Below are 14,288 nucleotides of genomic sequence, written 5' to 3'. Positions count from 1 at the left end.
GAACCGCCACTCACGACCGGTCTCTGCCACCTGGACGATGGGACGGTCGGATGACCGGTGCGGTGCGAGCGCGCCGGTGCTCAGCCGCGCGGCGCCGCGACGGACCCGCCCGGGCGCCACGGCCCGCCGATGCGCTCCTGCAGCAGCGGCGCGGCCGGGTCGGCGAGGCGGGCGAGCAGCGCCTCCACCCCGCGGCGGCCGAGCGCGTGGCCCGGCGCGACGAGCAGATCGAGCGCGGGGTCGGCGAGGTCCGCGACGTCGGGGTCGGAGGCGAGCAGCACGATCGAGAGGTCTTCGGGCACCCGCACGCCGCGGTGGCGCAGCTCGTGCGCGAAGCCGACGGCCGCGCCGCCGTTGATCACCAGCACCGCCGTCGCCGTCTCCGGGTCGAGCGAGCGGGCCAGCGCGCGCCCGCCGGCGGGCGTCTCCTCGCAGTGCAGGAGCGCGGCGGCCAGTCCGCGGGCCGCGGCCGCCCGCTCGAACGCCTCCCGGGTCCGCGCGTAGGGGCCGAAGTCGGCGCCGCCCTCCGGCCCGAGCACGAGCGCGACCCGGCGGTGCCCCAGGGCGGTCAGGCGCTCGAGCGCCTCCTCGACCATGCCCTCGAAGTCGATGTCCACCCAGTCCAGCGACGAGGGGTCGCGGGTGCGGCCGAGCAGGGCGAACGGGGTGCCGGAGTCGCGCAGGACCGCCACCCGCTCGTCGTCCGAGGTCACCTGCATCAGCACGACGCCGTCGAGCAGCCCGTCGGCGCGCAGATCGGCGAGCTTCTCCGCGCCGCCGACCGTGGGCCAGAGCACGATCGAGTAGCCGCTCTCGGCGGCCGCCTCGGCGGCGCCGGCGAGGAACGTCGTCGCGGTGTTCAGCGGACGCGAGGGGACCAGCGGGTAGACGATCGCGATCATCATCGAGCGCCGTCGGGCCAGAGCGCGGGCGAGGGCGTGCGGGCGGTAGCCGAGCTCGCGCATCGCCTCGCGGACCCGGGCGGCGGTCTCGGGCGAGACCGGCTTGCTCGCGTTGACGACGAAGGAGACGGTCGCGATCGACACGCCCGCGCGGCGCGCGACGTCCTGCATGGTCGCCATCGCGCCTCCCTCCGCTCGACGCGCCCCGTCGCGGTTGACGCGGGGGCGCGGTGTCCCGCAGTCTAGGAGCACTCGCCGGTAAAGCGCTTAACCGCTGCGCCGGCGCACTCGACACCCTCCGACGAAGAAGGACCACCCGTGACCACACCCGCCGCTCCCCTCCGCGTCCTCGTCTGGGGCGAGAACCGCCACGAGCAGATCGAGGAGAAGGTCCGCGCGATCTACCCCGACGGCATGCACACGACGATCGCCGCCGGCATCACCGAGAACCTCGGCGAGCGCGCGACCGTCTCGACCACCACGCTCGACGAGCCCGAGCACGGCCTCACCGAGGAGGTCCTCGCCGGCACCGACGTGCTGGTCTGGTGGGGCCACATGGCGCACGATGCCGTCGCCGACGAGATCGTCGAGCGCGTGCAGCGCCACGTCCTCTCCGGCATGGGGCTCGTCGTGCTGCACTCCGGCCACTGGTCGAAGATCTTCGGGAAGCTGATGGGCACGACCTGCACGCTGCGCTGGCGCTCGGCCGAGGACCGCGAGATCGTCTGGACCGTCGATCCGACCCACCCCATCGCGCAGGGCGTACCGCATCCCTTCACGATCCCGCAGCAGGAGATGTACGGCGAGTTCTTCGACGTCCCCGCGCCCGACGAGCTGGTCTTCCTCTCCACCTTCTCCGGCGGCGAGGTGTTCCGCTCCGGGATGACCTGGAAGCGCGGCCACGGGAGGATCTTCTTCTTCTCGCCCGGTGACCAGGACTTCCCCGTCTACCACCACGCGGACGTCCGCCGCGTGATCGCGAACGGCGTCGAGTGGGCGCGCTCCGACCGCCCCGAGCGCCGCCTGCCCGTGCTGCAGCGCTACGAGTCCGGCGAGTTCTTCGCCGGCGAGGACTACCGCGGGGCGCTCGTCCGATGACCGTCCGTCTCGTCCAGGTCGGAGCGGGCGCCATGGGGCGCGCGTGGATCCGCACCATCCGCGACCACCCCGACGCCGAGCTGGTCGGCCTCGTCGACCTCGATGTCGCGCTCGCCGAGCGGGCCGCCGAGGAGGAGGGGGTCGGGCCGATCGCGGTCGGCGGCTCCGTCGCCGAGGTCGCCGCGCGCTCCGGCGCCGACGCGGTCGTCAACGTGACCGTGCCGCGCGCGCACCTCCCGGTGAGCAGCGAGGCGCTCTTCGCCGGGCTGCCGGTGCTGTCGGAGAAGCCGATCGCGCCGACGATCGCCGAGTCGCTGATCCTCGCCGCGACGAGCGAGGTCGCCGGGCGGCTGCTGATGACCAGCCAGTCGCGGCGCTACTACCCCGCGATCGCGGCGTTCCGCGAGCAGGTCGCCGGGCTCGGGGAGCTCGGCACGGCGTCGGTCCTCTTCGCGAAGGCGCCGCACTTCGGCGGCTTCCGCGAGGAGATGCCGCACGTGCTGCTGGTGGACATGGCGATCCACGCCTTCGACGCGGCGCGCTACGTCCTCGACCGCGACCCGGTCGCCGTCTACTGCGAGGAGTACAACCCGGCCTGGAGCTGGTACGCCGACGGCGCCGCGGCGAGCGCCGTCTTCGAGTTCGCCGGCGGCGTCCGCTTCAGCTACACCGGCAGCTGGTGCGCCGACGGGCTCGAGACGTCCTGGAACGGCGACTGGCGCGTGACCGGCGCGGGCGGCACCGCGCACTGGGACGGCGACGGCGCCCCCTCCTGGCAGGCGCGCGAGTCGGAGGCGGTGGAGACCGCGACGCTCGAGCCCGGCCCGCAGGAGATCGCCGGCTCGCTCGCCGAGTTCGTGCGCGTGCTGGGGACCGGCGCCGTGCCCTCGGGCGAGGTGCACGCGAACGTGCGGAGCCTCGCGATGGTCGAGGCCGCGGTCCGCTCCTCCGAGACGGGCGCGCGCGTCCGGATCGACGACGTGCTGGAGGAGGGCTACGCCGAGGCGCTCGCGCTGGCGCGCGACGAGCGCGTGCGCGCCGCCCTCGCGGGCTGGGGTTCGGCGGCGGCGGGCCTCGCGGCCCGCTGATGCGGCGGGCGAGGGCGCGCCGACCCATGCTGGTCGAGTAGCCGCGGCACGCGGCGTATCGAGACCCGGCGTCCTCAGCAGGAAGGGTCTGCAGACCACTGTTCTGACGCGGGTGGATCTCGATACGGCCGCTAGGCGGCCTACTCGATCAGCATGAACTTCCCCCACGTGCGCGTTGCATGCTGGTCGAGTAGGCGCGGCACTCGGCATATCGAGACCCCGCCGCCCCCGGGCGTTCGCCCGGCGGACACCTGGGCGCGCCGTCGCGTTCACCCCGAGAGGCCAGCGTGGGCGGGTTCCTTCGAAACCGCTCAGGAGACCCGTGCCCCGTCACTTCGCCCCCCGCCGCACCGCCGGCGCCGCGCTCACCCTCGTCCTCGCGAGCTGCACCGTCGGCGCCGCGCTGCCCGCCACCGCCGCCGCCGCCGGCGACTCCTTCTTCACCCGCGTCGCCACGGTGCCCGCGTACCTCAACGCCGCCGACCCGGCCGTCGACTCCGCCGTCGCCGAGATCTCCAGCGCCTCGCCCGACGGCCGCCTGGTCTACTCCACCGACTCCGCCGGCCAGCGGATCAACGTCCTCGACATCAGCGACCCGGATGCGCCGAAGCCCCTCGGCGGCGTCGGCGTCGGCGGCGAGCCCACCTCGGTCTACGCGACCGGCGAGTACGTGCTCGCGGTCGTCGACACCTCCGACGGCGACTTCGCGAACCCCTCCGGCCACGTCAGCGTGCTGCACGCGAGCGACCTCGCCCCGGTCGCGACGATCGAGCTCGGCGGCCAGCCCGACTCCATCGACGTCACCACCGCCGGCGACCTCGCCGTCATCGCGATCGAGAACCAGCGCGACGAGGAGTTCACCCCCGAGGGCGCCGAGGAGGGCGACCTCCCGCAGGCCCCCGCCGGCGAGCTCGTCGTCATGGACCTCACCGCCGACCCGTCCGCCTGGGTCGCCGAGCACATCGCGCTCACCGGCCTCGCGGGCCTCGACACCCCGAGCGACCCGGAGCCCGAGTACGTCTCGATCAACCCCGCCGACACCGCCGTCGCAGTGACCCTGCAGGAGAACAACGCCGTCGCGATCCTCGACCTGGCGACCCGCACCGTCACCGCGTCCTACTCGGCCGGCACCGCCTCCGTCTCCGGGATCGACACCCTCGACGACGACCACATCGCGCTGACCGACTCGATCACCGACGTCCCGCGCGAGCCCGACGCGATCGGCTGGGTCGGCGACGACCACGTCGCGATCGCGAACGAGGGCGACTGGAAGGGCGGCACCCGCGGCTGGTCGATCCTCGACGCGGCCTCCGGCGCCGTGGTCTGGGACGCCGGCAACACTTTCGACCACCTCGCCGTCAGCCTCGGCCTCTACCCCGACAAGCGCTCCGACGCGAAGGGCTCCGAGCCGGAGGGACTGCTCTCGGCGACCTTCGACGGCGTGCCCTACGTCTTCGTCGGCGCCGAACGCGCCAACTTCGTCGCGGTCTACGACGTCTCCGACCCCACCGCGCCGCGCCTCGTGCAGGCGCTGCCCTCCACGCCCGGTCCGGAGGGGCTGCTCGCCCTGCCCGAGCGCGACCTGCTGGTCGTCTCGAGCGAGACCGACGACGCCGAGGCCGCGGTCCGCGCGAGCGTGCAGCTCTACGCGCTCGGCGCCTCCTCCCCCGCCTTCCCGACCATCGCGTCGGCCGACGTCGACGGCTCGCCGCTGCCGTGGGGCGCACTCTCGGGCCTCTCGGGCGACCCGGCCGCCGCGGATCGTCTCTACGCCGTGAGCGACAGCGCCTACGCGCCGAGCACGGTCTACTCCGTCGACACCTCGGTCGTCCCGGCGCTGATCGACTCCACGCTCACCGTCACCGAGGCGGGAGAGCCCGCCGCCCTCGACCTCGAGGGCATCGCCGCGCGCGAGGACGGCGGCTTCTGGGCCGTGACCGAGGGCGCGACCGGTCCCGAGAACGCGCTGCTGCGCCTGGACGCCTCCGCCGCCGTGCTCGAGCGCATCGCGCTCCCCGCCGAGCTGGGCGACGCGCTCGGCTCGCAGGGCTTCGAGGGCGTCACGATCGAGGCTGGCGAGGGCGGCGAGATCGTCTGGACCGCACTGCAGCGGGAGGCGTCGACCGACGCCGACGGGATCGTCCGGATCGGCCGCTATGACGTCGCTGCAGGCAGCTGGAGCTTCTTCGGCTACCCGCTGGAGGCGCCGTCCGGCGCCGAGGGCGACTGGAACGGCCTCTCCGAGATCACGCTGACGCCCGCCGGGACCCTCGCGGTCATCGAGCGCGACAAGCGCAACGGACCGGACGCGGCGCTCAAGGCCGTGTACACGGTGCCGCTGCCGACCGGCCCGGGCGCCGCGATCGGCGAGGAGCTCCCCGTGCTGGAGAAGACGCTCGCCGTCGACGTCCTGCCCGCGCTCGAGGCCGGCAACGGCTGGACGCAGGAGAAGCTCGAGGGCCTGGGCATCACCGGCTCCGGCGAGGTCTTCGCGGTCACCGACAACGACGGCGTCGACGACGCGAACGGCGAGACGGTGCTCGCGTCGCTCGGCTCCGCGGCCGACGTGTTCGGAGCGGCGGTGACGCCGACCCCGGTGCCGACGACCGAGCCGACCGCGGTGCCGACGGCCGGACCGACCGCAGTGCCCACGACCGAGCCGACCGCTGCGCCCACCGCACAGCCCACGGCCGGACCCACGTCGCAGCCCACGGCCGCGCCGACGCACCCCGCCGGTGCCGTGCCGCCGCGGACGGGCTCGGGCTCCGGCTCGCTCGCCTCCACCGGCGTCGAGACCGGCTGGCTCTCGGCCGCCGCGCTGTCCCTCCTCGCCGGCGGAGCCCTCGTGCTCGGCCTCGCCCGGCGGCGCCGCACGGCGCGCTGACCGAAGCGGATCTCGATACGGCCGCTGCGCGCGGCTCCCCGTGCTGGTCGAGCAGCCGCGGCACGCGGCGTATCGAGACCCGCCGTCACCAGCAGGGCAGGTCTGCAGAGTCCACTCCTGGCATGGGTGGATCTCGATACGCCCGCTCCGCGCGCTACTCGATCAGCATGGGTGCCCGACCCCTCTCGCAGGAGCAGGCGCGGCACGCGGCTCCCCGTGCTGGACGAGCAGCCGCGGCACGCGGCGTATCGAGACCCGCCGTCACCAGCAGGGCGGGTCTGCAGACTCCACTCCTGGCATGGGTGGATCTCGATACGCCCGCTCCGCGCGCTACTCGATCAGCATGGTCGCGAGGGGACGCCGGTCACCCGAGGACGAGCGTCAGGCGGTGCGCGCCGGGCCAGAGCGCGTCCTTCGGCAGGACGTCCGGGCCGCAGGCGCGCGAGCCGAGGCCGTGCTGAGCGGCGTCGAGGAAGAGGTGCAGGCTGTCGGACGGCGGCAGCTCGTGCGGGTGCGCCGCGGCGCTCCGCTGCTGCGGGGTGTGGCGCGAGAGCTGGAAGCCCGGCCGGCGGCCCTGGGCGTCGGGGAGTGCCGTCACGCTGAGCGGCCCGAGCTCGAGCGAGCGCAGGTCGGAGCGGTGGCCGGACTCCTGTGGGCGGGCGTAGGCGACCTCGAGCGCATCGACTGCGGACGTGTACCGGCCGACCCGGGCCGCCGCGCGCGAGTCGGGGTAGGACTCGGCGGGACCGGTGCCGAACCACTCCACCGAGCCGTCGGCGAGCGAGCCGGGCAGGTCGAAGCGCAGCCCGACGCGGGGCCAGGTGCAGTCCCAGACTCCGAAGGGCACGATGTCGGCCCGGAGCAGGAGCCCGGTGTCGACCAGGGTCCACTCCAGCCGGGTCTCCACGCCGATGCCGGTGCCGGCGGCCATGCTGCGCAACCGGCGGACGAGTCCGCGCTCGCCGAACTCGACCGAGAGGGTGCGGTGCCGGAGGCGGTCGAGGCCGCGCTCGCGCCAGCGATCGGCGGAGGGTGGGACGTCCTCGTCGCCGCGGCCGTTCGTCAGCGCCGGGTCGGCGACCTCGTACGAGCCCTGGCCGTCGAGGCGGTCGTTCTCGGTCGGCGCGCGCCACAGCTCGAGGCGCGGGCCGGCCATCGGCAGGTCGGCGAGTGCGATCAGCGCTCCGTCCGCGGCGAAGCGGGCGCTGCCGAGAGCCGCCCCCTCCGCCGTCCTGCGGAGGCGGTCGGGCGTCGGTCGCGGGCGGGTGCTCGGGCGCGCCACGGACGCCTGCGCGGTGGCGACGACGTGTCCCGCCGCCGACCAGGCGGTCGCCGCGCGGCGCGTCGCCCGGACGGACAGCCAGCGCTCGGCGCCGGTGAGCGGTGGCGTCGGCAGCAGCAGCGGGACGTGCGAGCTTCCTCCGGCAGCGAGGGGCGCCACCTCGACGACGCCGTGGGCGACGGGCCGGCCGTCGTCCTCGAGCGTCCACTCGAACTCGAGATCGGCCGTGTCGAGGGTGTGCCGGCGGTTGCGGATCTCGAGGGTCCTCAGCGCGGGGTCGATCGCGAGCGCGACCTCGGCGGCGACCGCGGCGAACTCGGCGAGAGCCGGTGTCGGCGTTCCATCGGAGAGGACGAGGCCGTCCATGATGAAGATCCCGTCGTGCAGCTCCTCGCCGAAGTCGCCGCCGTAGCCGAAGAACTCGGTGCCGTCGGCGGTCCGGGTGCGCAGGCCGTGGTCGCGCCACTCCCAGACGAAGCCGCCGTGATGGCGCGGGTACCGGTCGACGAGGGCCTCGTAGTCGGCCAGCGCCCCCGGCCCGTTGCCCATCGCGTGCCCGTACTCGCACAGGAGGAAGGGCTTCGACCGCTGCCGAGCCCCTGCCGCGGGGCCGATCTCGTGCACCGGCATGGTCTGCTCGCCGCAGACGGAGTGGATCTCCTCGAGCGTCGGATACATCCGTGAGTAGAGGTCCGTGTAGGCGCCCTCGTAGTCGCCCTCGTAGTGGACCGGCCGCGTGCGGTCGCGCTCGTGCACCCAGGCGGCCATCGCCGCGAGGTTGCGGCCCGTTCCCGCTTCGTTGCCGAGCGACCAGACGACCACGCTGGGGTGGTTCTTGTCCCGCTCGACGGTCCGCTGCACGCGGTCGAGGAACGCGTCGCGCCAGGCCGGGTCGTCGGACGGGTTGCCCGCCCAGGAGACCTCCCAGAAGCCGTGCGTCTCGAGATCGCACTCGAGGACGACCCAGAAGCCCAGTTCGTCGGCGAGGTCGAGGAAGGACGGGTGCGGCGGCTGGTGCGCGGTCCGGATCGCGGTGATGCCGTGGCGCTTCATCAGCTCGAGGTCGGCGCGGGTCGCGGCGGCGTCGTGCACGCGCCCGCGGTCGGGGTGGGACTCGTGGCGGTTGACGCCGCGGAAGACGAGCGGGCGGCCGTTCGCGAGCAGGCGATCGCCCTCGATGCGGACGCTGCGGAATCCCAGGCGCAGGGAGACCGTCTCCTCCGGGGAGGCGATCGTGGTGTCGTACAGTCGCGGCGACTCCGCCGACCACGCCTCGACGCTCGGGACGGCGAGAGGAGCGACCTCGTCCGGGCCGTCCCAGACCTCGTGGATCCCGAGCTCCGGGACGCGGATCGTGATCGGGAAGGCGCCGGTCGGCACGACGGTCAGCTCGCCGCTGCCGCCGATCTCGTCGTAGGAGGCGGTGACGTCGACGTCGTCGAGGGCGAGGGCGGGACGGGCGAGCAGCGTCACCGAGCGGAAGATGCCGGCGAGCCACCACTGGTCCTGGTCCTCGAGGTAGCTGGCGGCCGAGAACTGGTGCACGCGCACGGCGAGGACGTTCTCGCCGGGGACGAGGTGCTCGGTGACGTCGAACTCGGTCGCGAGCCGGCTGCCGGTGAACCAGCCGATCTCCACGCCGTTCAGCCAGACGGTCGCCAGGGATTCGACGCCGTCGAAGCGCAGGAGCACCTTGGCGGCGCCGTCGAAGGCCGCCGGGAGTTCGAAGGACCGGCGGTGGTCGCCGGTCGGGTTCTCGTCGGGGACGTGCGGCGGATCGACCGGGAAGGGGTAGCGGATGTTCGTGTACACCGGCCGCCCGTGGCCCTCGAGCGCCCAGTGCGAGGGGACTCGGAGCGACTGCCAGCCGTCGGTGCTCGTCGAGGGATCGGCGAAGGAGGGCGGCGCTGCGACGCCGTCCCCGGGGTCGCCCGGCAGGAGCCGGAATGCCCAGTCGCCGTCGAGCGAGAGCGCCGGGGCGTCCGAGTGCAGCCAGGAGCGCGGGGCGAGGCGGGAGGAGGAGCCGGGGGCGGTGGTGCCGAGGTGGGGCATGGCGGTGCGAGGTCTCAGTTCTCGAGGGGGCGGCCGAGGGCGGCGTGGTCGGCGACGACGCTCACCCGCGGGTGGCGCTGCAGGGCGGAGGCGGGCAGTCGCGGATCGACCGCTCCGGTCAAGGCGGCCCGGAGGGCGCCGGCCTTGCCGGCCCCGCGGGCGAGGAGGAGGACGTGGCCGGCGTCCAGGATCGTGCCGATCCCCTGGGTGACCGCGCGGCTCGGCACCCGGTCGGGGTCGCCGCCGAAGTAGCGCGCGTTGTCGCGGCGGGTCGAGGCGGCGAGCTCGACGACCCGGGTCCGGCCGTTCAGCGGCGCTCCGGGCTCGTTGAAGCCGAGGTGTCCGTTGGAGCCGATACCGGCGAGCTGCAGGCCCGCTCCGCCGAGCTCGACGAGGCGGCGCTCGTGCTCACGCGCTGCGTCCTCGGCGCCGAGCCGGGCCGTCTCGGGGACGAGGACCCGGGCCGGGTCGATGCCGAGGGGCCCGGCGATCCGCTCGAGGACGTAGGCGCGGTAGCCCCGGGGGTCGCTCTCGTCGAGCCCGACGTACTCGTCGAGGGCGACGAGGGTGAGGCCCTCGGTCCGCAGCCCGTCGGCCCGGGCCCGCGCGAGCTGCTCGTAGACGGGCTCGGGTGAGGAGCCGGTGGCGACGCCGAGCACGCCGCAGGGGTTCGCGCGCACGAACTCGGTGACGATCGCGGCCGCGACCCGGCCGACGGACGCCGCATCGCACGCGTGCAGCAGGGTGCCTGCCGAGCGCGGGACGAGCGCCCGCTCGAGCAGCGCCGTCACTTCAGCGCCCCCTTCGCGATGTCGCCGATGAACTGCTTCGCGCCGAGGAGGAAGACGAACAGCAGCGGAACCACCGAGAGCAGCGCCCCGGCCATCACCATCCCGTAGTCCTGCCCGTGCGCGGTGTTGAGCTGGCTCATCGCGACCTGCAGGGTCAGGGTGTTGGGGTTGTTCAGCACGATCAGGGGCCAGAGGTAGTCGTTCCAGGCGGCGATGAAGGTGTAGACGCCGAGGAAGCCGAGCCCCGGCCGGATCAGCGGGAGGCAGACGGTGAGGTACTGCCGGAAGAAGCCCGCCCCGTCGATGACGGAGGCGTCGAGCAGCTCGTCGGGGACGCTCGAGAGGATGTACTGGCGCAGCCAGAAGATGCCGAACGCGTTGGCGGCCGCCGGCACGATCAGGGCCTGCAGCTGGCCGACCCAGCCGAGGTTGATCATCGTGATGAACTGCGGGATCACCGCGAGCTGCATCGGCAGCATGAACGTGCCGAGCAGCACTCCGAAGAGCAGACGGCGGAAGGGGAAGTCGAACTTAGCGAAGGTGAAGGCTGCGAGCGAGTCGAAGAACAGCACGAGCGCGGTCACCGAGATCGCGACCACGACGGTGTTCAGCAGCGAGCCGCCGAAGTCGATGGTCGTGAAGACCTTCTGGATGTTCGCGAGCAGCTGCGTCCCGGGGACGAGCACCGGCGGCGACTTGTAGATGTCGCTCGTCGAGTTGCTCGCCATCACGACCAGCCAGTAGAGGGGGAACAGCGAGACGACCGCTCCCGCCCCCAGCAGCACGTGCAGCACGACCCGCGACGGCGGGGTCGGGCGGCGCCGGCGGGTGCCCGCCTCCTGGTCGCGAGCCCGGCGGGAGGGGGCGGCGTCCGCGGTGCGGACGCGGCCGGGGTTCTCGGCGAGTGCGCTCATGAGCGGGATCCCTTCTCGCCGCGACCCGCGGCCCCGCGCCAGCTCAGCACGGTGATGATGACGACGAGGAGGAAGATCGCCCAGGCGATCGCCGCTCCGTAGCCGAAGCGGTTGTAGTTGAAGGCCTGCTGGTAGAAGTACAGGACCGTCGTGAGTCCGCCCTGGCCCGCTCCGCCGCTGTTCGGGTTCGTGATGCTCGAGGACGAGGTCAGCACCTGGGCCTCGGTGAAGCTCTGCAGTCCGGTGATCGTCGAGACCACGACCACGAAGATGATCGTCGGCCGCAGCAGCGGCAGGGTGATCGAGAAGAAGCTGCGGATCGCTCCGGCGCCGTCGATCTTCGCGGCCTCGTAGACCTCGCTGCCGATCGACTGCATGCCGGCGAGGAAGATGATCGCGTTGTAGCCGGTCCACTGGTAGGTGATCAGGATCGCGACCGTGATCTGGATGCCGAACGGCGTCGACAGCCAGCCGACCGCCGGCAGCCCGATCCCCTGCAGCGCCGCGTTCGCGAGGCCGAAGCGGTCGCCGAAGATCGAGCCGAACAGCACCGCCATGGCGACGACCGAGGTGATGTTCGGGACGAAGTAGGCGATGCGGTACACCGTCGTGAACTTCACCGCGGAGTTGAGCATCGCCGCGACGAGGATGGCGAAGAAGAGCATCGGCACGGTCGAGAGCAGGAAGATCACGAGCGTGTTGCGGATCGACAGCCAGAAGGTGGCGTCCGAGAGCAGCCGGGTGAAGTTGTCGGCGCCGACCCACTCGGCCGTGCCGAGGCCGTTCCAGTCCTGGAACGACAGCAGCAGCGAGTACACCATCGGGTAGAGCCCGAAGGCGAGGAAGAGCAGGAAGAACGGCGAGATGGCGACGTAGTACGGCCACACCTTCTTCCCGCGGCGGCGGGGGCGCGCCGGCCGGACGGGCGCGCCCGCCGCCAGGCCTGCCTGGGTCACGCGGCGCTCTCCAGGGCGGACTTCGCCGCGGCGACGGCGTCGTTCCACGCGGCCTCGGGATCCTTGTCCTGCGACTCGATGTTGGTGAGCTCCGTGTAGTAAGGAGCGGAGACCTGGTTGTCGAAGGGACCGGTGTAGGTCGTGGGCATCGAGTCGGTGGCCTGGGCGAAGACGTCGACGGTCGTCTGGCCGCCGAAGAACGCGTCGCCGCTGGTGAGGGCGGGCTGATCGAACGCGGCGGTCGAGGAGGGGAAGGCTCCGGTCTCGGTGTACGAGATCGCCTGGTTCTCCGGTTCGAGGAGGAACTCGATCACCTCGAGGGCGCCGGCGGAGTCCTCGGTGCCGGCGGGGATCGTCAGGAACGAGCCGCCGATGTTCGCCGGGCCGCCGGGCATCGGGGCGACGCGCCACGATCCGGAGGTCCCCGCGGCGGCGCCCTTGATGTCGGCCTGATACCAGGCCGCGCCGAGCAGGGTCGGCAGCGATCCCTCCGTGATGGCGGCGGCCCAGTCGGGGCTGCCGTCCTGGAGGCCGGCCGAGAGTCCGCGCTGGTGCGCGTCGACGGCGCGGGCCCAGGCCTGCTTGACCGGCTCGCTCTCGCCGAGGAACGCGCCGTCCTCGTCGACGAACTTCGTCGGGCTCTGGAACATCGACTTGCTGAAGACGTCGCCGAGCGAGACCTCGATGAAGGCGCCGTTCGCGGCCTTCAGCTTCTCACCGAACGCGAAGTAGTCGTCCCAGGTGGCGGTCGCCGCCGCGACGTCGGCCGGCTCGGAGGGCAGGCCGGCCGCCGCGAGGACGTCGGAGCGGTAGTACATCGCGGTCGGGCCGATATCGATCGGGAGTCCGAGGAGCTTGCCGTCGGGCGTCGTCGCCTCGGCAAGCTTCCAGTCCGGGAACTGCGCGAGCAGATCGGCCGAGACGAGGGGCTTCAGGTCCGTGAAGAGATCGGCCTGCTGAAGGAAGTAGGGCATGTCCTCCCCCTTGACGCCGGTGACGGCGGGCAGGCCGGAGCGTCCGGTGAAGGTGGTGACGAGCTTCTGCTTGAAGTCGCCGCCGATCACCGAGACGTCGATGCCGGCGTCGGGGAACTTCGTGACGGCCGAGGCGGTCACGGTGTCGCTCAGTCCGCCGGGCCAGATCCAGATCGCAGTCCCGGCCGAGGCGGAGCCTCCGGTCGAGCAGCCGGCGAGGAAGGAGGGCATGGCGAGGGCGGCGGCAGAGACGAGTCCGACGCGAAGCATCGTGCGACGGGTGGGCTGGATCATTCTGGCTCTCAATCGTGGGGGGTCGGCAGGGCGGCGAGCGTGGGGGTGAAGGGGTGGGGCTTCCCCTGCGCGAGTGCGTCGCGCAGGAAGTCGTAGCGGCCGGGTGCCGCGGCGTCCGGGTGGACGGCGAGCCAGGGCAGGAGCTCGTCGAGCCGGGGTGCGGCGGAGGCTCCGCCGGGGCGGGAGACGGTGACGGCAGCGACCAGGCAGGCGAAGTCGACCCGCTCGGCGAGCGACCACGGGGCCGTCGTCGCGACGGCGAGGGCGGCGCCGAAGACGTCGCCCGCCCCGGTGGAGTCGACCGCACGGATCCGCACGGTGGGGCGGACGACCTCCTCGCCGGCGCCGGAGTCGACGGCGATCACGCCCTCGGCGCCCATCGTCACCACGCTCAGCTCGACCCGCTCGGCCAGCGAGCACGCGGCCGCTCGCGCATCGTCGGCACGGGTGTAGGCCATCGCCTCGAGATCGTTGGGAAGGAAGGCGTAGCAGTCGGAGAGCTGGGCGAGGATCGCGGTGTCCCAGACGCCACTCTCGTCCCAGCCGACGTCGCCGAAGACGCGGGTACCGGCCGTGGAGGCGACGGAGAGCCAGCGCGAGCCGCCGGGCTCGAGGTGCGCAGTCGCGAGCGCCGCGCGGGGCGGTCCGGCGGAGAGCAGCTCGTCGGCGGTCAGCGGAGCGGGTGTCCCGCCGGTCACCAGCGCTCGATCGCCCGCCCAACCGAGCGACGCCGTCACGGGAAGCGACCAGCCGTCGACCTCCACGGCGCCGCCGAGGTCGATGCCCTCCGCGGCGAGCAGGTCGAGGCACAGGGCGCTCTGCCGGTCCGTCCCCACCGCGGCGACGACGCGAGTCGGGAACCCGAGCCGCGCTCCGACGATCGCGAAGTTCGCGATGCCGCCGGGAGTGATGCCGAAGTCGGGCGTCCAGATCTCCCGGCCGGGAGTGGGCGCCTCGGGCAGCGCCGCGTAGACGAGATCGAGGAACAGCTGGCCCACGGTCAGAAGACCGGTCTCAGGACGGCTGTCGATCATCCGGAATCCTCTCGATGGT

Annotated in this window: 10 protein-coding genes; 3 read left to right on the top strand and 7 right to left on the bottom strand. The window is 73.2% G+C overall.

Features of this window, described 5'->3' with window-relative positions:
- Positions 1 to 80 precede the first annotated feature (80 nt).
- Complete coding sequence (locus EDF36_RS07985) at positions 81 to 1,082, bottom strand: LacI family DNA-binding transcriptional regulator (protein ID WP_123732590.1); 1,002 nt, start codon at positions 1,080 to 1,082, stop codon at positions 81 to 83.
- A gap of 138 nt (positions 1,083 to 1,220) precedes the next feature.
- Between EDF36_RS07985 and EDF36_RS07980 the strand changes: the two genes are divergently transcribed.
- From EDF36_RS07980 to EDF36_RS07970, 3 genes are all read left to right on the top strand, one after another.
- Positions 1,221 to 2,000, top strand: a complete 780-nt coding sequence (locus EDF36_RS07980) for a ThuA domain-containing protein (protein ID WP_123732589.1) — start codon at positions 1,221 to 1,223, stop codon at positions 1,998 to 2,000.
- Positions 1,997 to 3,088, top strand: coding sequence for a Gfo/Idh/MocA family protein (locus EDF36_RS07975; protein WP_123732588.1), 1,092 nt, complete (start codon positions 1,997 to 1,999; stop codon positions 3,086 to 3,088). The genes EDF36_RS07980 and EDF36_RS07975 overlap by 4 nt, the downstream gene beginning before the upstream one ends.
- Positions 3,089 to 3,410: 322 nt before the next feature.
- Positions 3,411 to 5,972, top strand: a complete 2,562-nt coding sequence (locus EDF36_RS07970; protein WP_185020409.1) for an esterase-like activity of phytase family protein — start codon at positions 3,411 to 3,413, stop codon at positions 5,970 to 5,972.
- A gap of 364 nt (positions 5,973 to 6,336) precedes the next feature.
- Here the strand turns inward: EDF36_RS07970 and EDF36_RS07965 are convergent, their stop codons facing one another.
- Genes EDF36_RS07965 through EDF36_RS07940 form a run of 6 tightly spaced genes read right to left on the bottom strand, consistent with a single transcriptional unit; the run spans position 6,337 to position 14,269 of the window.
- On the bottom strand, positions 6,337 to 9,306 hold the full coding sequence (locus tag EDF36_RS07965; protein WP_123732587.1) for a glycoside hydrolase family 2 TIM barrel-domain containing protein: 2,970 nt from the start codon (positions 9,304 to 9,306) through the stop codon (positions 6,337 to 6,339).
- 14 nt (positions 9,307 to 9,320) lie between these two features.
- Positions 9,321 to 10,097: a glucosamine-6-phosphate deaminase gene (locus EDF36_RS07960; RefSeq protein ID WP_260300597.1), complete on the bottom strand. Its 777-nt coding sequence runs from the start codon at positions 10,095 to 10,097 to the stop codon at positions 9,321 to 9,323.
- Complete coding sequence (locus tag EDF36_RS07955) at positions 10,094 to 11,011, bottom strand: carbohydrate ABC transporter permease (protein WP_123706421.1); 918 nt, start codon at positions 11,009 to 11,011, stop codon at positions 10,094 to 10,096. The genes EDF36_RS07960 and EDF36_RS07955 overlap by 4 nt, the downstream gene beginning before the upstream one ends.
- Positions 11,008 to 11,967: a carbohydrate ABC transporter permease gene (locus EDF36_RS07950; protein ID WP_123706420.1), complete on the bottom strand. Its 960-nt coding sequence runs from the start codon at positions 11,965 to 11,967 to the stop codon at positions 11,008 to 11,010. The genes EDF36_RS07955 and EDF36_RS07950 overlap by 4 nt, the downstream gene beginning before the upstream one ends.
- Entirely contained in the window at positions 11,964 to 13,235 is a 1,272-nt protein-coding gene (locus EDF36_RS07945; protein ID WP_123706419.1) for an ABC transporter substrate-binding protein, read from the bottom strand. The genes EDF36_RS07950 and EDF36_RS07945 overlap by 4 nt, the downstream gene beginning before the upstream one ends.
- Positions 13,236 to 13,243: 8 nt before the next feature.
- The gene (locus tag EDF36_RS07940) at positions 13,244 to 14,269 is read right to left on the bottom strand and encodes a carbohydrate kinase family protein (protein WP_123706418.1); all 1,026 of its coding nucleotides are present in this window, start codon (positions 14,267 to 14,269) and stop codon (positions 13,244 to 13,246) included.
- Between the last annotated feature and the right edge of the window lie 19 nt (positions 14,270 to 14,288).

The organism is Rathayibacter sp. PhB152, assembly GCF_003751395.1.
Lineage (GTDB): Bacteria > Actinomycetota > Actinomycetes > Actinomycetales > Microbacteriaceae > Rathayibacter > Rathayibacter festucae.
The sequence above is the reverse complement of the archived record's forward strand: the minus strand, read 5'-3'. Positions and strand labels throughout refer to the sequence as shown.